General features: G+C 68.7%; 22 protein-coding genes. 9 read left to right on the top strand and 13 right to left on the bottom strand.

Annotated features, from left to right (window positions below; genetic code table 11):
- Positions 1-92: 92 nt before the first annotated feature.
- The 5 genes from ABZ803_RS27650 to ABZ803_RS27630 are packed head-to-tail and all read right to left on the bottom strand — an operon-like array spanning position 93 to position 6,099.
- A complete protein-coding gene (locus tag ABZ803_RS27650) occupies positions 93-839 on the bottom strand; it encodes an oxidoreductase (RefSeq protein ID WP_357043638.1) in 747 nt (248 codons plus the stop codon).
- A 52-nt stretch (positions 840-891) separates the two neighbouring features.
- Positions 892-2,586: an ABC transporter ATP-binding protein gene (locus tag ABZ803_RS27645; protein WP_357043636.1), complete on the bottom strand. Its 1,695-nt coding sequence runs from the start codon at positions 2,584-2,586 to the stop codon at positions 892-894.
- Positions 2,583-3,536 carry an ABC transporter permease gene (locus ABZ803_RS27640; protein ID WP_357043634.1) on the bottom strand — a complete coding sequence of 318 codons (954 nt, stop codon included), beginning with the start codon at positions 3,534-3,536 and terminating at the stop codon, positions 2,583-2,585. The genes ABZ803_RS27645 and ABZ803_RS27640 overlap by 4 nt, the downstream gene beginning before the upstream one ends.
- On the bottom strand, positions 3,529-4,455 hold the full coding sequence (locus ABZ803_RS27635) for an ABC transporter permease (protein ID WP_357043632.1): 927 nt from the start codon (positions 4,453-4,455) through the stop codon (positions 3,529-3,531). Before ABZ803_RS27635 ends, ABZ803_RS27640 begins: the two co-directional genes overlap by 8 nt.
- A gap of 54 nt (positions 4,456-4,509) precedes the next feature.
- The gene (locus ABZ803_RS27630; RefSeq protein WP_357043791.1) at positions 4,510-6,099 is read right to left on the bottom strand and encodes an ABC transporter substrate-binding protein; all 1,590 of its coding nucleotides are present in this window, start codon (positions 6,097-6,099) and stop codon (positions 4,510-4,512) included.
- A gap of 390 nt (positions 6,100-6,489) precedes the next feature.
- Between ABZ803_RS27630 and acs the strand changes: the two genes are divergently transcribed.
- From acs to ABZ803_RS27610, 4 genes are all read left to right on the top strand, one after another.
- On the top strand, positions 6,490-8,442 hold the full coding sequence (gene acs, locus ABZ803_RS27625) for an acetate--CoA ligase (protein WP_357043630.1): 1,953 nt from the start codon (positions 6,490-6,492) through the stop codon (positions 8,440-8,442).
- 167 nt (positions 8,443-8,609) lie between these two features.
- Entirely contained in the window at positions 8,610-9,905 is a 1,296-nt protein-coding gene (nhaA, locus tag ABZ803_RS27620; RefSeq protein WP_357043628.1) for a Na+/H+ antiporter NhaA, read from the top strand.
- A gap of 33 nt (positions 9,906-9,938) precedes the next feature.
- Positions 9,939-10,445, top strand: coding sequence for a phage holin family protein (locus ABZ803_RS27615; protein WP_357043626.1), 507 nt, complete (start codon positions 9,939-9,941; stop codon positions 10,443-10,445).
- A gap of 45 nt (positions 10,446-10,490) precedes the next feature.
- Positions 10,491-11,426: an alpha/beta hydrolase gene (locus tag ABZ803_RS27610; RefSeq protein ID WP_357043624.1), complete on the top strand. Its 936-nt coding sequence runs from the start codon at positions 10,491-10,493 to the stop codon at positions 11,424-11,426.
- Between the two features lie 54 nt (positions 11,427-11,480).
- On the opposite strand, the gene ABZ803_RS27605 is transcribed toward ABZ803_RS27610, so the two are convergent.
- The 4 genes from ABZ803_RS27605 to nth form a co-directional block, all read right to left on the bottom strand.
- Positions 11,481-12,674: a MarP family serine protease gene (locus ABZ803_RS27605; protein ID WP_357043622.1), complete on the bottom strand. Its 1,194-nt coding sequence runs from the start codon at positions 12,672-12,674 to the stop codon at positions 11,481-11,483.
- The gene (locus ABZ803_RS27600; RefSeq protein WP_357043620.1) at positions 12,671-13,387 is read right to left on the bottom strand and encodes a CoA pyrophosphatase; all 717 of its coding nucleotides are present in this window, start codon (positions 13,385-13,387) and stop codon (positions 12,671-12,673) included. The genes ABZ803_RS27605 and ABZ803_RS27600 overlap by 4 nt, the downstream gene beginning before the upstream one ends.
- 85 nt (positions 13,388-13,472) lie before the next feature.
- Entirely contained in the window at positions 13,473-14,117 is a 645-nt protein-coding gene (locus tag ABZ803_RS27595) for a TlpA disulfide reductase family protein (RefSeq protein WP_357043618.1), read from the bottom strand.
- Positions 14,114-14,815 (bottom strand): endonuclease III, encoded by a 702-nt coding sequence (gene nth / locus ABZ803_RS27590; protein ID WP_062978088.1) that lies wholly within the window; start codon positions 14,813-14,815, stop codon positions 14,114-14,116. Before nth ends, ABZ803_RS27595 begins: the two co-directional genes overlap by 4 nt.
- Positions 14,816-15,038: 223 nt before the next feature.
- On the opposite strand from nth, the gene ABZ803_RS27585 reads away from it, so the two are divergent.
- A complete protein-coding gene (locus ABZ803_RS27585) occupies positions 15,039-15,281 on the top strand; it encodes a hypothetical protein (RefSeq protein WP_040864458.1) in 243 nt (80 codons plus the stop codon).
- Between the two features lie 132 nt (positions 15,282-15,413).
- A complete protein-coding gene (locus ABZ803_RS27580) occupies positions 15,414-16,088 on the top strand; it encodes a Crp/Fnr family transcriptional regulator (RefSeq protein WP_039794544.1) in 675 nt (224 codons plus the stop codon).
- A 65-nt stretch (positions 16,089-16,153) separates the two neighbouring features.
- On the opposite strand, the gene ABZ803_RS27575 is transcribed toward ABZ803_RS27580, so the two are convergent.
- Genes ABZ803_RS27575 through ABZ803_RS27565 form a run of 3 tightly spaced genes read right to left on the bottom strand, consistent with a single transcriptional unit; the run spans position 16,154 to position 17,622 of the window.
- Positions 16,154-16,945 carry an MBL fold metallo-hydrolase gene (locus ABZ803_RS27575; RefSeq protein ID WP_357043616.1) on the bottom strand — a complete coding sequence of 264 codons (792 nt, stop codon included), beginning with the start codon at positions 16,943-16,945 and terminating at the stop codon, positions 16,154-16,156.
- Positions 16,946-16,984: 39 nt separating this feature from the next.
- Positions 16,985-17,443, bottom strand: a complete 459-nt coding sequence (locus tag ABZ803_RS27570; RefSeq protein WP_357043614.1) for a RidA family protein — start codon at positions 17,441-17,443, stop codon at positions 16,985-16,987.
- A gap of 17 nt (positions 17,444-17,460) precedes the next feature.
- Entirely contained in the window at positions 17,461-17,622 is a 162-nt protein-coding gene (locus ABZ803_RS27565) for a DUF4177 domain-containing protein (RefSeq protein ID WP_085994820.1), read from the bottom strand.
- 729 nt (positions 17,623-18,351) lie between these two features.
- Between ABZ803_RS27565 and ABZ803_RS27560 the strand changes: the two genes are divergently transcribed.
- Positions 18,352-19,389, top strand: coding sequence for an ArsA-related P-loop ATPase (locus tag ABZ803_RS27560; RefSeq protein ID WP_357043612.1), 1,038 nt, complete (start codon positions 18,352-18,354; stop codon positions 19,387-19,389).
- Positions 19,386-20,525: an ArsA family ATPase gene (locus ABZ803_RS27555; RefSeq protein WP_357043610.1), complete on the top strand. Its 1,140-nt coding sequence runs from the start codon at positions 19,386-19,388 to the stop codon at positions 20,523-20,525. Before ABZ803_RS27560 ends, ABZ803_RS27555 begins: the two co-directional genes overlap by 4 nt.
- 94 nt (positions 20,526-20,619) lie before the next feature.
- Here ABZ803_RS27555 and ABZ803_RS27550 read toward each other — a convergent pair whose 3' ends face one another.
- Entirely contained in the window at positions 20,620-20,943 is a 324-nt protein-coding gene (locus ABZ803_RS27550; protein WP_014981178.1) for a WhiB family transcriptional regulator, read from the bottom strand.
- Between the two features lie 367 nt (positions 20,944-21,310).
- Here ABZ803_RS27550 and ABZ803_RS27545 point away from each other — a divergent pair, with 367 nt between their 5' ends.
- Positions 21,311-23,680: a transglycosylase domain-containing protein gene (locus tag ABZ803_RS27545; protein WP_357043608.1), complete on the top strand. Its 2,370-nt coding sequence runs from the start codon at positions 21,311-21,313 to the stop codon at positions 23,678-23,680.
- The last annotated feature ends 35 nt before the right edge of the window (positions 23,681-23,715 follow it).

The raw sequence follows: 23,715 nt of genomic DNA, 5'->3' as shown, positions 1-23,715 counted from the left end.
AACCCACCTAGCACGCTTGGTAACCGGGTAGTCCGTGCTAGCGGGCGGTGAGGTCGACAGACAACGCCGCCCGCTTTGATGTGTCCGGGGGGTTATCCCGCCGCCGAGTCGGCGATCGATGTGGCTTCGCGCGCACCGTCTTCGAAGGCCGCGCAGCAGAAGATCACCCATCCGCCCACGGCCTCCGCATCCCCGGACTCGAACCCGGCGGCGGCGTCCAGGTACGCCTGACGCCTGCGCAACAAGAACACCTCCGGCACGCCGAGGCTGTGCGGGTCCAGCCCACTGGACACCGCGACCAGCCGGGACGCCGCCCGCGCGACCACGCCGTCGGCCGTGCCGAACGGCTTCAGCGCCAGTAGCTCACCGTGTACTACGGCGGCGAGCACCGGTGCGGGCGCTCGGGAGCCGACCACCGTCTGCGCCAGCAGGTCCAGCCGCTGCGCTACCCCGGAGTCGAAGCGCGGCCTGCCGAGCGACTCCTCCTGAGGTACCAGGTCGGCCGCGGCGAGCAGATGCAGCCGCGCCAACGCCTGCAGCGGAGCGCGCTGCCAGGTGCCCACCAGATTCCGCAGCGCGTCCCCGTCCAGCGCCTGACCGACGCGCAGCGACCCTGCCAGTATCGGGTCCGCCACCCGCCCGTCGGCGGGGATGTCCGTGCTGCCGCCGTCGATGGCCGCCGAGGACCGCGCCGCGCGCACCGCGGCCTCGGCCGCCGTGGTCGGCCACCCACGCCGGTTCGCTTTGTGCCGGTGCACCGCGGCGAGCGCGTCGCGGGCGCGGTCGGCCGCGTCCCGGACACCGGGAAGATCGACGAGGGGCTGCAGCGGATCGGTCACGGCATACGAGGCTACTTGCGGCCGCGCGGACCGATCCGCGCGCCCGGCTCGCCTACCCGGCCAGCAGATCGCGTCCCGGGATCGCGTCGAGCAGCTTGCGCGTGTACTCCTGCCGGGGGTGGTCGAACACCTCGTCGGTCGTCGCCGCTTCGACCACCTTGCCGCGCTGCATGACGAGCACGTCGTCGGCGATCTGCCGGACGACGGCCAGATCGTGGGTGATGAACAGGTACGCCAGACCCAGATCGGCCTGCAGCTCGTTGAGCAGCCGGAGGATCTGAGCCTGCACCAGCACGTCGAGTGCGGACACCGCCTCGTCGCACACCACCACCTCCGGCCGGAGTGCGAGCGCACGCGCGACGGCCACTCGCTGACGCTGCCCCCCGGACAGTTCGTTGGGGTAGCGCCGCAGCACATCGGCCGGCAGCGCGACCTTGTCGAGCAGCTCCCGCACGGTCGCCTCCCGTTCTTCGGGAGTGCCGATCCGATGGGTGCGCAACGGCTCCTCGATGGTGCGGTAGATGGTGTACATCGGGTCGAGCGACCCGTAGGGGTCCTGGAAGATCGGTTGCACCCTGCGGCGGAAGGCGAACGCGCCCTTGCGGTCCAGGGCGGTCACGTCCTTGCCGTCGAACGTGACCGTGCCGGAGGTGGGGGCGAGCAGGCCGAGCACCATCTGCGCCACCGTCGTCTTGCCCGAGCCGGATTCGCCGACGATCGCCGTGGTCGACCCGCGCCGCAGCCGGAACGACACGTCGTCCACGGCGACGAATTCGGTCGATTTCCACGGCATGCGCTCGCGGATGCGGAACGTCTTCGTCAGGTGCTCGGCGACCAGCACCTCGTCCGGAACCACCGTGAGTTCCGTGTCGGCCGCCGCCGCTTGCTCGGCCACTTGGACGGCCTGCGCGCGGATCTGCGCCCGGCGCCGCACCGCCGAGCGCCGCGCGGCCAGCGACGGCGCCGAACTCACCAGCCGCTTGGTGTACAGGTGTTGCGGATCGCGCAGAATCCGCAGGGCCGGGCCGGATTCCACGACGCGGCCGCGATACATCACCACCAGGTGTTCGGCCCGCTCCGCCGCCAGGCCCAGGTCGTGGGTGATCAGCAGCACGGCGGTGCCGAGTTCGGCGGTGAGCCGGTCGAGATGGTCGAGGATCTGCCGCTGCACGGTCACGTCGAGCGCCGAGGTCGGTTCGTCGGCGATGAGCAGCTTGGGCCGGCAGGACAGGCCGATCGCGATCAGCGCGCGCTGGCGCATGCCGCCGGAGAACTCGTGCGGATACTGGTTCACCCGGCGTTCGGCGTCGGGCATCCCTGCTTCCTCGAGCAGCTCCACGGCCCGTTTCCTGGCGGCCTTGCCCTTCGCGATGCCGTTGGCCTCCAACGTCTCGCGGATCTGGAATCCGACCTTCCACACCGGATTCAGATTCGACATCGGGTCCTGCGGGACGAGCCCGATGCCGCTGCCGCGGACCGCGACGATTTGTCGTGCGGAGGCCGCCGTGAGGTCCGTGCCGTCGAATCTGATCGTGCCGGACGTGATCCGGCCCGTGCCGGGCAGCAGGTCGATGATCGCGTGCGCGGTGGTCGACTTCCCCGAACCGGATTCGCCGACGATGGCCACGGTCTGCCCGGCGTAGACCGACAGACTTACATCGCGGACCGCGGGCACCCCCTTGCCCTCGGCGGTGAAACTCACGTTCAGATCGGTGATCTCCAGCAGCGGGCGCTCGGTCTCGCTCATCGCTTCCTCGCCTTCGGATCGAGGGCGTCCCGCACGGCGTCGCCCAGCATGATGAAGCTCAGCACGGTCAGCGCCAACGCCGTCGCCGGATAGAACAGGATGGCCGAGGTACGAATCTCCTTCTGCCCGGTGGCGATATCCGCACCCCAGGACACCACCGTGCGCGGCAGGCCGACACCGAGATAGGACAGCGTCGCCTCGGTGACGATGAAGACGCCCAGCCACAGCGTGGTCACCACGATCAGCGGTCCCGCCGCGTTCGGCAGCACGTGACGCAGCAACGTCCGGATGCGGGAGACGCCCAATGCTTTCGCCGCCGTGACGTAGTCGCTGTTCCTCGCTTGGATGACGGCGCTGCGCGCGATCCGCGCCGCCTGCGGCCAGGTGAACGAGGCGAGGATGACGATCACCGTCCAGATCGTGCGCGCGTCCAGCAGCTGCATGATCACGATGGCGGCCAGCATCAGCGGGATCGCGTAGAAGATCTCGGCGACCCGGGAGACGATCGAGTCCAGCGGCCCGCCGTAGAAGCCCGACAGCGCCCCGAGCGTCCCTCCGATCAGTACGAACAGCAGTGTCGCGCCGACACCGGCGAGTACGGAGGCCCGCGCGCCGTAGACCGTCCGGGCGTAGATGTCGCAGCCCTGCTTGTCGAAGCCGAACGGGTGGCCCGCGCCGCGCGGATCCATGCTGAAATCGCCGTTGCAATATCGCGGGTCCTGATCGGTGAACAACCCCGGCCAGATCACCACGATCAGCACGAACAGGATCAGCACCGCCGCCACGACGAAGATGGGGTTGCGCCGCAGCTGCCGCCACGCGTCGCGCCAGATGCTGGTCGGCGCGCCCGCGGCAGGCACTGCGTCGGTGGCGAGTACCTCGACCTCGTCGGGCGGGGCGACGAAGTGCTCCTGGCCGCGGCGCGGCGGCCCCTCGGTCAGGTCAGGCATAGCGGATCCTCGGGTCGAGTGCGGCGTAGAGCAGGTCGACGACCAGGTTGGTGACCAGGAAGATGACGATCAGCACCGTGACGAAGGAGACCACGGTCGGCGGTTCGCCCCTGGTGATGGCCTGGTAGAGCGTGCCGCCGACGCCCGGGATGTTGAAGATGCCCTCGGTGACGATCGCGCCGCCCATCAGGGCGCCCAGATCGGCGCCGAGAAACGTGACCACCGGGATCATCGAGTTGCGCAGGATGTGCACGGTCACCACACGCGGCCTGCCGAGTCCCTTGGCGGTCGCGGTGCGCACGTAGTCGGCGGACATGTTCTCCGCCACCGAGTTCCGGGTCAGTCGCAGAACGTAGGCGAACGACAGCGAGCCGAGCACGAACGCGGGCACCAGCAGTTCACCGACCGTCGCCTTGCCGGACACGGTCACCGGAACGATCCCCCACTTCACCCCGAGCAGATATTGCGCCAGAAAGCCCACCACGAAGACCGGCACGGCGATGACGATCAGGCTGACCACGAGCATCGTCGAATCGAACAGTTTGCCTTTGCGCAGCCCGGCGATCAGGCCGAACAGCACGCCGAAGACCGACTCGATCAGCACGGCCATGAGCGCCAGCTCGAGGGTGATCGGGAACGCGCGCGCGAGTTCGTCCCGCACCGGCCTGCCGGAGAAGGCGGTGCCGAAGTCCAGCGTGACGATGCCCTTCAGGTACAGCAGGTACTGCACGAGGAAGGGCTCGTCGAGGTGGTAGCGCGCCCGCAGCTGTGCCTCGACCGCGGGCGTCATCGGTTTGTCACCGGCCAGCGCGTGGATCGGATCACCCGGGACGAGGAACACCAGGGCGTAGATGAGCAGCGTCGCCCCGAGGAACACGGGGATCATCTGAAGCAGACGCCGCACGACATACCAGGCCATTTCGCCTCCTGGGTAGCGCCGCCGAGCGTCGTGCGGACGCCGGGCGGCTGGCGGCTACTTCTCGATATTCTCGAAGGCGAACAGACCGTTCCAAGCGAGTTCGGCATTCCGCACCCGGTCGGAGCGGCCCGCCGCGGCCACGTAGTCGAACACGGGAATGTCGGCCAGGTCCTTGATCAGCAGCGCCTGCGCCTGCGCGACGAGCTTGTAGGACTCCTCCTGGGTCGACGCGGCCAAGGCGGCATTGAGCAAGCGGTCGAACTCGGGACTGTTGTAGTCGACGTTGTTGGTGTCGGAGTAGCTGTAGTACTGCGAGGTGAGGAACTGCAGCATGGTCGGGTAGTCGCCCTGCCAGCCGTAGCGGAACGCCTTGTTGATCGTGTGCGCGTTCACCTCGTCGCGGATGTTCTTGAACGTCGGGTACGGCACGCCGATGGCGTCGATGCCGAGGGTGTTCTTGACGCTGTTGGCCACGGCCTCCACCCAGGCCTGATGGCCGCCGTCGGAGTTGTAGGCGATCTCGTAGCGGCCCGACCACGGCGATATCGCGTCGGCCTGTGCCCACACCTTCCTGGCCTCGTCGGGGTTGTACTTCAGCACCTCCGTGCCGGGCAGGTTCGCGTCGAAGCCGGGCAGCGTGCTGGCGGTGAAGTCGCGCGCCGGGATCCGGGTGCCGTGGAAGATGTTCTGCGCGATCTGTTCCCGGTTGATCGCCATCGAGATCGCGCGGCGCCGCAACAGCCCCTCCTGCCCGGCGAAGTGCGCGACATTCGCCTGGATGCCGATGTGCTGATTCTGGGCGGTCGGCTTGGTGATCGCGCGGTCGCCGAGATCCTGCTGATAGGAGGTGAGCGCGCTGTCGGGCACGGTGTCGAGCGCGTCGAGGTTGCCCGCCTGCAGGTCCGCGTACGCGGTATCGAAGGACTGGTACATCACGAACCGCAGGCCTTTGTTCTTGGCCGGGCGGCCGCCGGGGTAGTCCGGGTTGGGCACCAGGTCGATCTTGACGTTGTGCTCCCACGCCCCGGTCCGGGCGAACTTGTACGGGCCGTTGCCGATCGGGTTCTCCCCGAACGCCTTCATGTCCTTGAACGCGGCTTCGGACAGCGGATAGAACGGCGCGTACCCGAGTTCGGTCTCGAAGTCGATCGACGGAGCTTTCAGCTCGATGGTGAAGGTGCGGTCGTCGATCACCTTCAGGCCCGACATCGTCTGTGCCGTCGGCTTTTCCGCGGACACCTCGTCGAAACCGACGATGGGGCCGAACACGTAGCTCTGCAACTGCGCGTTGCTGCCGAGGGCCCCGTAGTTCCATGCGTCGACGAACGACTTCGCCGTCACGGGGGTGCCGTCGGTGAACTTCCAGCCGGGCTTGATGGTTACCCGGTAGTTCTTCCGATCCGTGGTCTGGATCGACTCCGCCATCTCGTCGTGCGCCTTGCCGTCGGCGTCGTAGTACTTCAAGCCCGCGAACAGCCGGTCGACCACGCGCCCGCCCATGTTCTCGTTGGTGTTGGTGGGCACCAGGGGATTCTGCGGCTCGCCGCCGTTGACGGTGACGATGTCGGCGTCGGCGCCGTCGCCCGAGGAACATGCGGACAGTCCGAGCGTCGTGGCCAGTACGACTGCCGCGGTCAGCGCCATCGCTCTGTGGAATTTCAACGCGTCCTCCCGGTGCGAGAAGGGGGGAGCCGATCGGGCACCCGCGCGAGGTCCATCAGCGCATGCCGACACGATCCCCCTGTGTGTTGGCAGAGTAACGACCGGCGCGGGCACTGTCACCTGATTGCGCCGAGTTCGGCGCACTTGTTACCGATCCGGCAACATCGCCGAAACACCCCGAGTTTCGTGCGGAAACGGCCGCGCGGCCGGAACATCGCGTTCGCCGAGACGACCGCCGCGGGAGCGGGCGCGGCGGCGTGACGCGGGCGCAGCCCGATCGACACACCGCACGCGGCATGGGTCACAGTTGATTACTGTCGAATTCGGCTACGTCGAATCGTGCGCTCAGGCTACGTGGAAAGAAGAGATGAGATGACCGAAACCAGCGCCGAACACAGGGACTCGTATCCGCCGAACGCGGAGTTCGCCGCCCAGGCGAACGCCGACGCCGGACTCTACGAGCGGGCGGCGGCCGATCGCGACGCGTTCTGGGCCGAACAGGCCGGGCGACTGCACTGGCACGAGCCGTTCACCCAGGTGCTGGACTGGAGCGAGGCTCCGGTGGCGAAATGGTTCGTCGGCGGCAAGCTCAACGTCGCCTACAACTGCGTGGACCGCCACGTCCTGGGCGGACACGGCGACCAGGTCGCCATCCACTGGGAAGGCGAACCCGGCGACTCGCGCGCCATCACCTACCGCGAACTGCTCGACGAGGTCTCCCGCGCCGCGAACTACCTCACCGAACTCGGCCTGGAGACCGGTGACCGGGTGGCCATCTACATGCCGATGGTGCCCGAGGCCATCGTCGCCATGCTCGCCTGCGCCCGCCTCGGCCTGACCCACTCCGTCGTCTTCGCCGGATTCTCTCCCACCGCCCTGCGCCAGCGCGTGGACGACGCCCGAGCCCGCCTGGTCATCACCACCGACGGACAGTGGCGCCGCGGCAAAGCCGCCCCGCTGAAGGAAGCCGTCGACGAGGCCCTCTACGCCCACGGCGACACCCCATCCAGCGTCGAGCATGTGCTGGTGGTGCGCCGCACCGGCATCGAGGTCCCCTGGACCGAAGGCCGCGACCTGTGGTGGCACGACACCGTCACCACCGCCTCCCCCCACCACGAACCCCAACCCTTCGACGCCGAACACCCCCTGTTCATCCTCTACACCTCCGGCACCACCGGAAAACCCAAAGGCATCCTGCACACCACCGGCGGATACCTCACCCAAACCGCCTACACCCACCACACTGTCTTCGACCACAAACCCGGACAAGACATCTACTGGTGCACCGCCGACATCGGCTGGGTCACCGGCCACAGCTACATCGTCTACGGCCCGCTGGCCAACCGCACCACCCAAGTCGTCTACGAAGGCACACCCAATTTCCCCGATGAGCACCGCCACTGGCAGATCATCGAAAAATACGGCGTCACCATCTACTACACCGCCCCCACCCTGGTGCGCACCTTCATGAAGTGGGGCAGGGAAATACCCGCCGCCCACGACCTGTCCAGCATCCGCGTGCTCGGCTCGGTCGGCGAACCCATCAACCCCGAAGCCTGGCGCTGGTACCGCGAGGTCATCGGCGGCAATCGCACCCCCATCGTCGACACCTGGTGGCAGACCGAGACCGGCGCCATCATGATCTCCCCGCTGCCCGGCGTCACCGCCGCCAAACCCGGCGCCGCCATGACCGCGCTGCCCGGCATTTCCGCTCGAGTCGTCGACGAAGAAGGCAAACCGGTCCAACACGGGGAAACCGAAGCCAACGGCTACCTCGTGCTCGACGAGCCGTGGCCGTCGATGCTGCGCGGCATCTGGGGCGACACCGAACGCTACAAAGCCACCTACTGGGAACGCTTCGCCGACCGAGGCTGGTACTTCGCTGGCGACGGCGCCAAACTCGACACCGACGGCGACCTGTGGGTCCTCGGCCGGGTCGACGACGTCATGAACGTCTCCGGCCACCGAATCTCCACCGCCGAAGTCGAATCCGCCCTCGTCGGACACCACACCGTCGCCGAAGCCGCCGTCGTGGGCGCCACCGACCCCACCACCGGCCAAGGCATCGTCGCCTTCGTCATCCTCACCGCCGAAGCCCAACCCACCCCCACCCTCGTCGACGACCTCAAAACCGAAGTCGCCCGCGAGATCAGCCCCATCGCCAAACCCCGCGAAATCCACATCGTCCCCGAACTCCCCAAAACCCGCAGCGGCAAAATCATGCGCCGCCTCCTGCGCGACATCGCCGAAGGACGCCAACTCGGCGACACCTCCACCCTCGTCGACCCGAGCGTGTTCGAGGCGATCCGGGCGGGCAAGGACTGACCGGGCAGCGCTGAGTGCGGCCGGTGGCGGACCTGTCACCGGCCGCACCCGTTAAGATTGCGTGAGGTGTGCCGGGAAGTCTGGTCGGCGAGCGGTCGCGCACCCGTTGAGCCGGTTCCGGTGGGTGCCGCCGCAGTGCTGCCCGATCGCCGCCCGAAAGGTTTCCCGTGATCACGCGAGTGCACTCGGAATTGTCCCGCTACCTCCGCACGGAAACCTTCGGCGGCGCACTGCTTCTGATCGCGGCCGCGATCGCATTGCTGTGGGTGAACTCGCCCTGGGCGGCGAGTTATGTGTCGATGACCGAGACGGTCGTCGCGATCCCGCCGCTGCACCTGGACCTGACCTTGGCCGACTGGGCCGAGGACGGTCTGCTGGCGGTGTTCTTCTTCGTCGCCGGACTGGAACTCAAACGCGAACTGGTCGTCGGCGAACTCGCCGACCGCAGACGCGCCACCCTGCCGGTCATCGCGGCGATCGGCGGCGTGATCACCCCCGCGCTGATCGCGGCGGTGGTCGGGTTCGGCATCCCAGGCATGGAGCGCGGCTGGGCCATCCCGGTCGCCACCGACATCGCGTTCGCGCTCGCCGTGCTGGCGCTGACCGGTTCGCGCATCCCGGCGGGCGCGCGGGTGTTCCTGCTCAGTCTCGCGGTGGTCGACGACCTGATGGCTATCGTCGTGATCGCGGTGCTGTTCACCACCGCGGTGTCGCTGCTGTGGTTGCTCGTCGCGGCCGGATGCTTCGCCGGGTGGTCGATGGGGCAGCGCGCTCGGATCGGCACGCCCTGGCTCTATGTCCCACTGGCGTTGGTGTCCTGGTACGCGCTGCACGAGGCGGGCATCCATCCCACGCTGGCGGGCGTCGCGCTCGGCCTGCTCACCCGGGTGCGCCCGGATCCCGGAGAACGCCGAGCGCCCGCCACCCGGCTCGAGCACCTCTTCCAGCCGGTCTCCGCCGGGTTGTGCGTTCCGCTGTTCGCCCTGTTCGCCGCCGGGGTTCCGTTGAATCCCACGGTGTTCGGCGAGTTGTACACCAATCGGCTCGCGCTCGCCGTGATTCTCGGGCTCCTCGTGGGCAAGCCCCTCGGGATCTTCGGGATGAGCTGGGTGGCAATCCGGTTGGGCGTCGCGAAGCGCCCCAGCGGGCTCGGCTGGCGGGACATGTTCGCCCTGTCGGTGCTCGGCGCGATCGGCTTCACGGTTAGCCTTCTCGTGGCGGAACTCGCGCTCGCCGATGTCGCGGACGTCGAGTTGGCGAAAGCCGCTGTGTTGGTCACATCAATGGCGGCGTCGCTCGCCGGTTCGGCGCTACTGTTGCGGCGTGGGCGTGTCCACCAGGCTCGGCGGGACGCCCGTGCGCTAGAACGTGAACAGGACGGCGGCACGAACGATCCGCCCGGAGGCGGTAGCCTGCGTGACCACGGAGGGCACCGGGAGCGCCGCCGATCGAACGGGAGTTGAAGCAGTGCCGGGACAGGGAGAAGGGTCGACCAAGTGAGTTTCAACCACGGCGGTAACGGGAGCGGCGCGGAGCGCGGTCGTACGGTCACCTCCATTCCCCTCTCGGACGCCGATCCGCTCGGCTCCGCGAGCTTCGGGAGCCTGGTCCGCGACGCCGCCGAGCAGATGTCGACCCTGGTCCGCGCCGAGGTCGAACTGGCCAAGGCCGAGGTCACCGGTGAGATCAAGAAGGGCCTGCAGGGCAGCGTCTATTTCATCCTCGCGCTCACCGTGCTGCTGTTCAGCACCTTCTTCTTTTTCTTCTTCCTCGGCGAACTGCTCGACGTGTGGCTGGCGCGCTGGGCGGCCTTCCTGATCGTCTTCCTGCTGATGGTCGTGGCCACCGCGGCACTGGCGTTCCTCGGATACCGGCGGGTGAAGAAACTGCGCGCGCCGGAGAAGACGATCGATTCGCTCAAGCAGGCGCGCACGGTGCTGCCGCACAGCTTGGGCGCGTCCGCGCACGACGACCGTCTCGCCCTGGAGAAGCCCGCTTCCTAGGCGCGCGTGCGCGGGCCGGTACGACGGCTACTAGGCTCGGTCGCCGTGTCGGCGAACTTGCTTCCGGATCCGTCCAGCGTCCGTTACGACGGACCGTGGACGCATCGGGACGTGCACGCCAACGGCATTCGATTCCACGTCGTGGACGCGGCGCCCGAGCGGGCCGACGCTCCGCTGGTCGTGCTGCTGCACGGCTTCGCGGACTTCTGGTGGTCCTGGCGTCACCAATTGACCGGCCTGGCCGAGCTCGGTTACCGCGTCGTCGCCGTTGACCTGCGCGGCTACGGCGACAGCGACAAGCCGCCGCGCGGCTACGACGGCTGGACGCTCGCCGGTGATGTCGCCGGCCTCATCCGGGCGCTCGGCTACACCGAGGCGACGCTGGTCGGGCACGCCGACGGTGGACTGGTCTGCTGGACCACCGCCGTGCTGCATCCGCGACTGGTTCGCTCGATCGCGCTGGTCGGCTCGCCGCATCCGTCGGCGCTGAAGAGTTCCGTGCTGCGCAACCGCCGCCAGCGCGCGGCCTGGCTGCCGAACTTCCTTCGCTACCAGTTGCCCCGGTACGGCGAGCACTTGCTGACCACCGCCGACGGCTTCGAGGTCGAGCGACTGCTGCGTCAGCGGGTGAGCGCGGGATGGACCGGCACCGCCGAATTCGTCGACACCGCCCAGCGGATGCGTTCGGCGATCCGGATTCCCGGTGCCGCGCATTGTGCGCTGGAGTACCAGCGCTGGGCCTTCCGCAGTCAGTGGCGTCCGGACGGCCGCCGGTTCATGGCGACCATGCGCGAACCCATCCACATACCGGTCCTGGCCATGCGCGGCGATCTGGACCCGTACGTGCTGGCGGGAACCTTCCGCCGCGATCCTCATCTGTCACCGGAGCGGCGACTGGTCACCATCCCGGCGGCGGGGCATTTCGCCCACCAGGAGAACCCGGACGCCGTGACGACGGAACTGGCCAAACTTCTGGCCTGAGCCGCGGGGAATGCCTCCCCGGCCACGGATTGCCCGTGGCCCGGGGAGGCCGATTCAGCTGAGCACGCAGGCGCCGGTGTCCACCGCGGTGCCGACCCGTTCGGCCGCGTCGAGCTGCGCGCGGACCTCCGCGAGCGTGAGCACGTAACCGGTGTCGTCGTCGGTGACGGCGGCGCCGAAGACCACGCCGAGCACCTGCCCGTCGGTATCCACCAGCGGCCCACCGGAATTGCCCGCCCTGACCTGGCCGCGGACGGTGTAGACCTCGCGTTCGACGGTGCCGTTGCGGTAGATGGTCGGACCGGTCAGATCCAGGGTCTCGCGCACCCGGGCGGCGCTCGCGGTGTACGGGCCGCCGCCGGGGTAGCCGAGCACGATCGCGCTGTCGCCCGACCGCGCGGGCGCGGGCGCGCGCGGGACCACCGGGGCGGTGAGACCGGGCACGGCGAGCACCGCGACGTCCTTGGACGGGTCGAACAGGACCACGTTCGCGTCCAGCGGGCCGCGCGGGGTGTCTACCGCGACGCTCGTGGTGCCCGCGACGACGTGGGCGTTGGTCATCACGCGCTCGGGCGCGATGACGAAGCCCGAGCCCTCCAGCGCCCGCTGGCAACTCGGCGCGACCCCGCGGATGCGCAGCACGCTCTGCTGGAGCGAGGCGGCGACCGGGCTGGCCAGCACGCTCGGATCGGGAGGTTCCACGGCCGCGATCGGCGCCCGCCCGAACGGTCCGATCACGTCCGGCAGGCCGGAGGTGTTGAGCAGCTTGGAGAACTCGTTGGGCAGCCTGCGCAGCCAGTTCGGCGCGACATCGTTGACGTCGGCGAGTACCCGCGAGCCGTTGATCGCCGTCGCGATGGCCGGCTGCGACGACGTGGCCAGCGGCAGTGCCAGCAGCCACGCGGTGACCAGCACGGCGACCGCCTGCAACACCGCGCCGACCGCGCTGTCCACGCTGCGCGTGAACGGATGACGCATGCCGCTGCGCGCGGCGCGCCCCAGCACCATGCCCGCGACCTCACCGACGATCACCAGCACCACGATCAGCAGCACACCGGTGAGCACTCTGGTGCGGCCCTCGTCGACGTGCACCAGGATGTGCGGCGCGATCAGGATGCCCGCGACCGCGCCGAGCACCACACCGAGGAAGGCGAGCGCGGAGGCCACCGCGCCCTGGCGCCATCCCGAGGAGGCGGCCAGCAGCGCCAACAGCACGACGGCGATGTCGAGCCAGGCCGACGAACTCATAACGTCATCCCCACGGCGGCGAGTGCGGTCTCCAGATCACGAACGTCCCCGTGGTCCCACGCTCGGTCCCAGCCGCAGGCCTTGCTGATCCCGGCGAGGATGCCGCCGGTCAGACCCCAGACCAGAAGCCCGTCGACCTGGAACGCCGGGCTCTGATAGCCCATGGGGCTGCGGACCAGGAAGCGGTTGGCCGGATCCAGCAGCTGCGCGAGCGGGACGCGCACGACCCGCTCGGTCTCGCTCTGGTCGACCACCCCCACCGCGCCCGGCGTGCGCCAGTACGCGACCACCGGTGTGACGTCGAAGCGCGACGGCGGCACGAACAGCTTCGGCAGCACCGCGAACGGCTCGACACCGGAACGGTCGAGACCGGTCTCCTCGCAGGCTTCGCGCAACGCGGTATCGATCGGCCCCGCGTCGCCCGGGTCGACCGCACCGCCGGGAAAGGCCACTTGGCCTCGGTGCTGGCGCATGGTGGAGGCGCGCTGGGTGAGCAGCACCTCCGCGTCGGCGGGCAGTCCGCCGGGCGCGGCCGGGTCCGGCTCGGGCGAGCCGCCGAACAGCACGAGCACCGCCGCTTGCCGCGGCTTCGAAGTCAGGGTCAGGGCGCGGCGCAGCACACGCTCCTTGGTCAGAGTGTCGGCGTCCTCCGTAGCCGGTTCGGCCGAGCGGGTCAGCCATTCCGGGATGCCGGGCGGCATTTCGATGCTCAACACACACCTCCCCCGCGCATTCGCTCACCGGCCCGCGTGCACGCCCGCACCGTCACCTCCACCATTGATTCGTCCACCCGCATTGTCACGCGGCCACTCCGAGCTTGCCCGCGACCGTATTCGCGATGTCATCCACCCCGCCGAAAGCCCGCACCACGACGTCGGCGATCGAGCCGTCGGCACGCACCAGCACCGAGATCGGCAATACCGCGGGGGCCCCGACGGCCGTACGCACTCGCGCGTCGGCGTCCGAAACGCCGGGCAACCGCACCTCCAGCCCACGCAGCCGGGACAGTGCCTTGGCCTCATCAGGGTCGCTGTGCACGGTCAGCACGGTAATCGCGTTCCCGGCGCGTTGGGCGTATTGCTGCAAATACGGCAACTCCTGGGCGCACGGTGCGCACCAGTAGGCCCACAGGTTCAGCAGAGCGGGCTTGCCCGCCAGCGCGGCGGCCAGGTCCACCGGCCTGCCGTTCGCCAGGCAATCCAGCGTTATCCCGGCCAGCGGCCCGCTGCCGGTGGCGGCGCCGCCGGGGCAGTCGGGCAAATGGGCGGCGGCGCGCAGGTCATCGGAGACGCCGGAGGCGGCGGGGGGCGACTGCGGCTCCTCCGTCGCGTCGTCGCCGCGCGGCCACACCGCGACCGCCAGCGCCACCACCACGATCAGACCTGCCAGTGCCCAGCGCCACGCATGCCCCCTCCTCCATCGGCCCGAGGGCTCCGAGCTCACCGGCCCACCAGCTCCAGCAGATGCTCGCGCTCCGGCCCTTTCACCAGCTTGGCCGCGGCCTCCGGATCGGTCGGCCCGATACCGAACGACGGGCAGTCCTTGACCAGGACGCAAGCGCCGCACGCCGGCTTGCGGGAATGGCAGACCCGCCGTCCGTGGAAGATCACCCGGTGCGAGAGCATCGTCCATTCCTTGCGCTCGATCAGCGCGCCGACGATGTGCTCGACCTTGACCGGGTCCTCCTCGTCGGTCCATCCCCAGCGGCGCACCAGACGGCCGAAATGGGTGTCGACCGTGATACCCGGCACCCCGAACGCGTTGCCGAGGATGACGTTGGCGGTTTTGCGCCCGATGCCGGGCAGCTGGACGAGTTCGGTCAGGGTGTGAGGCAACTCACCGTCGTATCGTTCCAGCAGCGCCTGGCCGAGTCCGATCAGCGAGGCGGCCTTGTTCCGGAAGAAGCCGGTCGGCCGGATGTATTCCTCCAGCTCCGCGCGGTTTGCCTCGGCGTAGGCGCGGGCGTCGGGGTACCTGGCGAACAGCGCGGGCGTGGTGAGATTCACCCGCTCGTCGGTGCACTGTGCCGAAAGTATTGTCGCGACCGCCAATTCGAGCGGTGTGGTGAAATCAAGCTCACAATGCGCGTCGGGGAAAGCGGTCGCCAGTTCGCGGTTCATCCGGCGCGCGCGGCGGACCAGCCCGAGCCGGGTTTCCGCCTGTCGCGCCCTGGTTTTCCGTTGTGGAGCCGCGGCGGCGACCGGCGGCGTTCCGTTGGGATCCGAGCCGGGGGCAAGCCCGTTCCCGGCGGCGGTGGAGGGGGAGACGCGCACGCGTCCACCATACGGAATCGGCAGACAACGTTGCCCTTCCAGTTCAGTTGCCGTGTTCCATCTGAGACCTCGACGGTGTTTACTGCTCGTCATGCAAGGACTCGCTGTGGTGCTCTTCCCAGTGGTGCTGATGCTGTTCGCACTGGGTATGGAGCGGGTCGAGAACCGGCTCCGCAAGCTTCTCGAACCCGACGAAGAGGTTCAGCAGTACCTGGACAAGGCCAGTAACGCCGAGGTGAAAGAGCTGACGAAGCTCGGTCTGCCCGCCGCCGTGGCCCGGATGCGCAGGCGTCGCTCCCGCGGTGACGAGATGGACGTGGCCCGCGCGAGCTGACCCGGCGTGCGCGCCGCGCAATCCACTCGTTACGTGGTGTCCGTCACTACGCTGTAGTGACGCCGCGTAGACTGCGCTGTTGGCCGAGTCGCTTCGGTCCAGTACAGAGCCATTTCCCTAAGGAGCACATTCGTGGACGAGGCCCTCGCCAGAGCAGGCATCTTCCAGGGCGTCGAGCCCACTGCGGTGGCCGCCCTCGCCAAGCAACTTCAGCCGGTGGATTTCCCGCGCGGTCATGTCATCTTCAACGAGGGTGAGCCGGGCGACCGGCTGTACATCATCACGTCCGGCAAGGTGAAGATCGGACGCCGCTCGCCCGACGGCCGCGAGAACCTGTTGACCATCATGGGCCCGTCCGACATGTTCGGCGAGCTGTCGATCTTCGATCCGGGCCCGCGCACCTCCACCGCCACCACGGTGACCGAGGTGCGTGCGGTGACGATGGACCGTGACGCCCTCAAGACCTGGATCGACCAGCGGCCCGAGATCGCCGAGCAGTTGCTGCGCGTTCTCGCCCGCCGCCTGCGCCGGACCAACAACAACCTGGCCGACCTGATCTTCACCGACGTCCCCGGCCGGGTCGCGAAGGCGCTGCTGCAGCTCGCACAGCGCTTCGGCACTCAGGAGGCGGGTGCGCTGCGGGTCACCCACGACCTGACCCAGGAGGAGATCGCCCAGCTGGTCGGCGCCTCCCGCGAGACCGTGAACAAGGCGCTCGCCGACTTCGCGCATCGCGGCTGGCTGCGTCTGGAGGGCAAGAGCGTGCTCATCTCCGATTCCGAGCGCCTGGCCCGTCGCGCCAGGTAACGCACGGACTCCACGCCGAACGCCGGGTTCAGCGCTCCACTGAACCCGGCGTTCTGTCGTTCCGGCTAGCCGTGCACGCGCAGGTATTCCAGCTGCGCCTGCACCGAACTGCGCGCCGCGGGCCACAGCCGCTTGTCCACGTCGGCGTACACGCGCCGCACGACCGCCATCGCGCCCGCGTCGGCGCCGAGAACCCGCAGTGCCTCCCGCACCTGACCGAGGCGCTCGTGCCGATGTGCGATGTAATACCGGGCGACCGGCTCCAGATCCGGGTGGTCCGGGCCGTGCGCGGGCAACAACGCCTTGCCCCGGCCCGCCTCCACCAACCGGTCCAGCGAGGACAGATAGTCGGCCAGCGTGCCGTCGCCGGAGTCCAGCACGGTGGTGCCCGCGCCGAGGATGGTGTCGCCGGTCAGCACCGCGTCGTCGAGGACGAAGCTCACCGAGTCACCGGTGTGACCCGGCGTGGCCAGCACGGTGATGCGCAGGCCCGCCGCCTCGATCACCTCGCGGTCGACGAGGGGAGCGGACGAGCCGCGCAGGAAGCCGGAGTCCTTGGCGCGCACCGGCGTCCCGGTCAGCTCGACCAGCCGATCGATGCCGCCGGTGTGGTCGTGATGGCGGTGGGTGATCAGCGTGAGCGCGATCCGGCCACCGGTGGCCTCGGCGATCGCGGCGGTGTGCGACTTGTCCTTCGGTCCCGGGTCCACCACCACACAGTCCGACCGTCCCGGCGCACGCAGGACCCAGGTGTTGGTTCCGTCCAAGGTCATCTGCCCCTGATTGTCGGCGAGCAGCACCGCCGCCGTCTCGGTGACCTGCCGGAGCTGCCCGTAGGCGGGGTGAGTCAACGTCATCGCAAAACCTCGGATAGAAACGGGGCCGACAGTTCCGGTCTAGCGCACCTCGGCGATCAGTTCGACTTCGACCGGAGTGTTGCGGGGAAGTTCGGAGACGCCCACGGCCGAGCGGGCGTGCTTGCCCGCGTCACCGAAGACCTGGCCGAGGAACTCCGACGCCCCGTTGATCACCACCGGCTGATCGCCGAATCCAGGTGCCGAGGCGACGAATCCGACCACCTTCACGATCCGCACCACCGCGTCCAGGCCTACCAGGTCGTGCACCGCCGCCAGCGCGTTCAGCGCGCACAGCCGGGCAGCCTCCTTGGCCTCCTCGATCGAGACCTCGGCGCCGACCTTGCCGACCGCGGACAACTGGCCGTTCACGAACGGCAACTGACCGGAGGTGTAGACCAGCGACCCGGTACGGATCGCGGGAATGTAGGCCGCGACAGGGGCCGCGACCGGAGGAAGGGTGATTCCGAGCTCGGCGAGGTTCTTCTCCCACTGGGTCATCGCGTCACCGTCCTTCGCTACTTGGGCCGCTTGAGGTAGGCGACGTGCTGCTCACCGGTCGGACCGGGCAGCACGGTGACCAGCTCCCAGCCGTCGGCTCCCCACTGATCGAGAATCTGCTTGGTCGCATGCGTCAGCAGCGGCACGGTCGCGTACTCCCACAGGGTCGTATCACTCATGAGCGAGAAGCGTAGCTCTGTCTGATTGCCGCGACTGCGTCGCGGCGTGTTCGCGGCCCCTTTGTGGCTCGCGTGCCGCGAACGGCGCATGCTCGGTCTCGCTTCGCTCGAAACCGGGAGTTGAGGTGCGCTGGGCGCGTCGGTATTCGGGCGCCGGACACGGGGCGTGCGGCTGGAGCGAGTTGATCATCACCTCGGCCGGTGCGGGATGGTTGTTCTGGAAGTGCGGCCGATCTCGCATGCGAGGAGATCTTGTGGGTGGGTATACGTCGGAGCGCGTCACTCCGCGCACGAGGTCGTGGCTTCGCGGCACTACCCCGTACGGCCGCCGCCAAGTTCGCTGCAGACGCGCGAAGACGACTCGGGACCGCTAACGGCGAATAGGCGTTGTTGTACGCGTCACCCGAGACCGGCGGGCGAGCCGCGTGGGGGCGGGCGGCGGTCGGCCGGGCCGTTCGTCATTCGTCGCAGGCGTGGCAGCTCGGCACCCGGCCCGCGAACGAACGATGCTCGGTGTGGCCTAGCTGGGAAGACTGGGACGGTGGAGTGGGAAACGGGTCCGGATCATCCCCGGTGGCTTCGCATAGCGCGACGGCGATTCATGAGGGAAACCCGGGTGTGCCGGGACTAGAGCGGGGGCGGGGTTAAGAGCTGAGACCGGCCCGCGCGACCCACCCGTCTGGTACGGCCGGTGCCCCGCTGTGGCGGACCAGTTATAGGCTCGCGATCGTGGGAGTACCAACTGCAGGGCCGCTTTCGGCGGAGCCGGGACTGGACACAAGGTGGCCGAAGCGCGCTGAGCAGGCCCGCTTGCACTACGTCTCCGGCAAGGGAGGCACGGGCAAGTCGACGGTCGCCGCAGCGCTGGCCCTGGCGCTCGCCGCGGGCGGGCGCCGGGTGCTGTTGGTCGAGGTGGAGAGCAGACAATCGATCGCGCAGCTGTTCGACCTGCCGCCGCTGCCGCCGACCGAGACACGGATCGCCACCGCCGACGGCGGCGGCGAAGTGGTCGCGCTGGCGCTGGACATCGAGCACGCCTTCCTCGAATACCTCGACATGTTCTACAACCTCGGCTTCGCGGGTCGCGCGATGCGCCGGATGGGGGCCATCGAGTTCGTCACCACGATCGCGCCCGGTCTGCGCGACGTCATCCTGACCGGCAAGATCAAGGAATGCGCGGTTCGCGTGGACAAGTCCGGTAAGCGGGTCTACGACGAAATCGTGGTCGACGCACCGCCCACCGGCCGGATCGCCGGCTTCCTCGACGTCACCAAGGCCATGGCCGAGGTGGCCAAGGGCGGGCCGATCGCTTCGCAGGCCGAGGGCGTTTCGCAGCTGCTGCACTCCGATCAGACGATGATTCACCTGGTCACGCTGCTGGAGGCGCTGCCGGTGCAGGAGACCGCCGACGCGGTCGCCGAGCTCACCGCCGCCGACCTGCGCATCGGCACCGTCATCGTGAACCGCGCGACCGAAGGCCAGCTGCCACCCGAGCTGGGCCCCCGGGCCGCTCGCGGCGAACTGGACGCCGAGGTCATCCGCGCCGGCCTCACCTCCGCGGGCATCACCCTTACCGACGGCGACTTCCAGGGACTGCTCACCGAAACGATCGAGCACGCCGCCACGCTGCAAGCACAGGACGACAGCGCCGAGGAACTGGCCAAGGTCGACATCTCCCGGCTCTACCTGCCCGCCCTCCCGGACGGGATGGACCTGGGCGGACTGTACGAACTAGCCGAACACCTCACCGCACAGGGAGTCCGATGAGCACGCCGACCCATCCCACGGCTGCCCCGCTGGATATTTCGCGGATCATCGCCGACCCGTCCGCCCGGGTAGTGGTCTGCTGCGGCTCCGGTGGCGTCGGCAAGACCACCACCGCCGCCGCCCTCGCGCTGCGCGCCGCCGAGGAAGGCCGCAAGGTCGTGGTGCTCACCATCGACCCCGCGCGCAGGCTGGCCCAGTCACTGGGCGTCGCCGACCTCGGCAACAACCCGCAGCGGGTGGCGCTGGGCCCCGAGGCCAAGGGCGAACTGCACGCGATGATGCTCAACATGCGCCGCACCTTCGACGACATGGTGCTCGAGCACACCAGCGGGGAGAAAGCGGAGCAGATCTTCGCCAACCCCTTCTATCAGACGGTCGCCTCCTCCTTCGGCGGCACACAGGAATATATGGCGATGGAGAAGCTGGGGCAGTTGGCCCACCGGGGCGAGTGGGACCTGATCGTGGTCGACACCCCGCCTTCGCGCAACGCCCTCGACTTCCTGGATGCTCCCAAGCGGCTGGGCAACTTCCTCAACGGCCGCATGATCCGGGTGATCATGGCGCCCGGCCGGGGCGTGACCCGTCTCGTGACCGGCGCGATGAGCCTGGCGGTGCGGGGTGTGTCCACCGTCGTCGGTGGACAGATGCTCAAGGACGCGTCGAACTTCCTGCAATCCCTGGAATCGCTGTTCGGCGGCTTTCAGGAGCGGGCCGAGCGGACCTTCGCCATGCTGTCGAAGCCGGGTACGCACTTCCTCGTGGTGGCGGCGCCGGAACCGGACGCGCTGCGGGAGGCCTCGTTCTTCGTCGACCGCCTCTCCACCGAGCGGATGCCGCTGGCGGGGCTGGTGCTCAACCGCACCCATCCGGTGCTGAGTTCGCTGCCCGCCGATCACGCGCTCACCGCCGCCGACCAGGTGGCGGATTCCGATCCGCTCACCGCGGCGGTGTTGCGGGTGCACGCCCGCCGGGTCGTCACCGATAAGCGCGAGCAGCATCTGCTGCACCGCTTCACCGGCGCGCACCCGCGGGTGCCGATCGTCTCGGTCACCGCGCTCCCGTTCGAGGTGTCCGATCTCGACGCGCTGCGCGTCGTGGGCGATCAGCTCACCGGCACGGCGCGCGCGACCGCTTGATACTTAGGCGTATCCGCTATTGCTCCGAACGGAAATATTGCTCCTGAAACGAAACTGAGCCCGCTCGCGCGGGCTCCGTTTCGATGTGGCCGGATTACATCGCCACTTGATGCTGCCGCTGGGCCTGGAAGAAGTCGGCCCACGAGGTCACTTCCGGATGCTGCTTCAACAGGGCGCGACGCTGCCGTTCCGTCATGCCGCCCCACACACCGAACTCGACGCGGTTGTCCAGCGCGTCGGCACCACACTGCATGAGCACGGGACAGTGCCTGCAGATCGTCGCCGCTTTGCGCTGCGCCGCGCCGCGGACGAACAACTGATCGGGATCCACTTCCTTGCATCGGGCCTGGGCTACCCAGGCGATCCTTGCTTCGGCCTGCTCCACGTCCAATCGAGCGATGGGGGTTGTCATGTGCATTTGGTGTGCCCCTTTGCAGTCCGAACACCGGGTCAACGGCGCTCCAGAATCGCGTTGTCACCGCGCAGCACCCAAACCCCGCTGCGAAGTGCACCACATTCCACTTTGAGTGTTAGCTCTATCACACTGGGTTCTCAATCTAGGTAAAGGTATGGCGCTTGCGCAAGACCACCTCGAGATTTTTTGGTACGTCCGTCCCTGCAAAGCGGGGCGCGCACTGGACGGGCAGGCAGATTGCGTACGCGCCCTCGTGCGACACGCCGCCCCCGATCGCGCGACACGCCCATTCCGGTTCGCGAACAACCAGTTACGGCCTCCGGACAAATGCCGCCAAGAAGGCTCGAATGGCAACCCGTAGTCTTGTTTCGTGCCGATCACACATACGCTCGCGCGGCTGGCCGGCAGTTGCGTGCTGGCCTCCGTGCTCGTCGCCGGGTTGTTGTTCCCGCTCGCCGGCGGCTTCGGGTTCGTCTCCAACCGTGCCGCCGACGCCGTCGACAACGTCTCCTCGGAGCTGGTCGAGGGCACGGCGCCCGCGGTCTCGACCATGGTCGACGCGGCGGGCAATCCGATCGCCTGGCTGTACGAGCAGCGCAGATTCGAGGTCCCCAGCGACCGGATCTCCAACGACATGAAACTCGCGATCGTGTCCATCGAGGACCGTCGCTTCGCCGACCACGAGGGCGTCGACTGGCAGGGCACGCTGCGCGCGTTCCTCACCAACAGCGCCAGCGGCGAGGTCCAGCAGGGCGCCTCGACGCTGGATCAGCAGTACGTGAAGAACTTCCAGCTACTGGTGGTGGCCAAGACCGACGCCGAGCGCCGCGCCGCCATCGAGACCACTCCGGCCCGCAAGATCCGGGAGATCCGGATGGCGCTCACGCTGGACCGGGAGCTGACCAAGGACGAGATCCTCACCAGGTACCTCAACCTCGTCCCGTTCGGTAACTCCTCCTACGGCATCCAGGACGCCGCGAAGACCTACTTCGGCGTCGACGCGGCCGATCTGAACGTCTCACAGGCCGCGATGCTGGCGGGCATGGTGCAGAGCTCGTCCAAGCTGAACCCCTACACCAACCCGGATGGCGTGCTGGCCAGGCGCAACACGGTGCTGGACACGATGATCCAGAACATTCCCAGCCGTGCCGAGGAGTTCCGCGAGGCGAAGACCAAGCCGCTGGGCGTGCTGCCGGAGCCCAAGGGCCTGCCGCGCGGCTGTATCGCGGCCAACGACCGCGGCTTCTTCTGCGACTACGCGCTGCAGTACCTGGCCAACGCAGGCATCAGCCGCGAACAGATCGAGAAGGGTGGCTACCTGATCAGGACCACCCTCGATCCCGCCGTGCAGGACTCGGTGAAACGCGCGGTGACCGACGCGGCGAACCCGAACCTGGACAACATCGCGGAGGTCATGTCCGTGGTCGCGCCGGGGCAGGACACGCATCCGGTGCTCGCGATGGCCAGCAGCCGCACCTACGGCCTCAACCGGGACGCCAGCGAGACCGTGCAGCCGCAGCCGTACTCCATGGTCGGCGACGGCGCCGGCTCCATCTTCAAGATCTTCACCACCGCCGCGGCCATGGAGAAGGGCCTCGGCATCGATGCCCAGCTCGAGGTGCCGGGGCGGTTCGAGGCCAAGGGCATGGGTAACGGTGGCGCCCGCGGGTGCCCGGCCGCCACCTACTGCGTGGAGAACGCGGGCCGGTACAAGTCGCCCATGTCGGTGACCGAGGCGCTGGCCACCTCGCCGAACACCGCGTTCGTGAAGTTGATCCAGGCCGTCGGGGTCACCCCCACCGTCGACATGGCCGTCCGGCTCGGCATGCGCTCGTTCACCGAAGCGGGCACCTCGGGCCACGGCAACCAGAGCCTGGCGGACATGATCAAGGACCAGAACCTCGGCTCGTTCACCCTCGGCCCGGTCGCGATCAACCCGCTGGAGCTGTCCAACGTGGCCGCGACGCTCGGATCCGGCGGCCGGTGGTGCCCGCCGAACCCGATCAAGGAGGTCATCGACCGCGAGGGCAAGCAGGTCCCGCTGACCCAGCAGGCCTGCGAGCAGGTGGTCGAGCCCGGCCTGGCCAATACTCTGGCCAACGCGATGAGCAAAGACGACACTTCGGGCACGGCGGCGGCCGCGGCCCAGTCGGTGGGTTGGAATTTGCCGATGTCGGGCAAGACCGGTACGACCGAGAGTCACCGCTCCTCGGCCTTCCTCGGCTTCACGAACGCGCTGGCCGCAGCGGTCTACGCGTACGGCGACAGCCCCACCCCCGGCGAGATCTGCTCGTTCCCGCTGCGCAACTGCGGCGACGGCAACCTGTTCGGCGGTAACGAGCCCGCCCGCACCTGGTTCAACGCGATCAAACCGGTGATACCGCTGTTCCCGCCGCCCGGGTTGCCCCCGCTGGACGACAAATACGTGCGCGGCGCGAACAACGCGCAGGTGCCCGATGTCGTCGGCAAGTCCCAGGGCGAGGCCACCGCGGCGCTGGTGGCCGCCGGCTTCCAGGTGTCGCCGGTGACCGGGGCGGGCGATCGCCCCAAAGGCACCGTGATGGGCACCGCGCCGAACGGGTCGGCGATCCCCGGCTCGGTGATCACGCTGTATATCAGCGACGGCACCGTCCGGGCCGCGCCGCCGCCCGGGCCGCCCGCCCCGCCGCCGGGCATCCCGGGGCTGCCACTACCGCCGCAGCTGCCACCGATCCCGATTCCGATCCCGATCCCGCGCTGACAGGAGAAAAGGGGCCGCGAACCACACGGTTCGCG

Origin of the sequence: Nocardia sp. NPDC047648 (assembly GCF_040642815.1) — a bacterium.
Classification (GTDB): domain Bacteria; phylum Actinomycetota; class Actinomycetes; order Mycobacteriales; family Mycobacteriaceae; genus Nocardia; species Nocardia gamkensis.
This window is presented reverse-complemented; position numbering and strand designations above follow the sequence as displayed.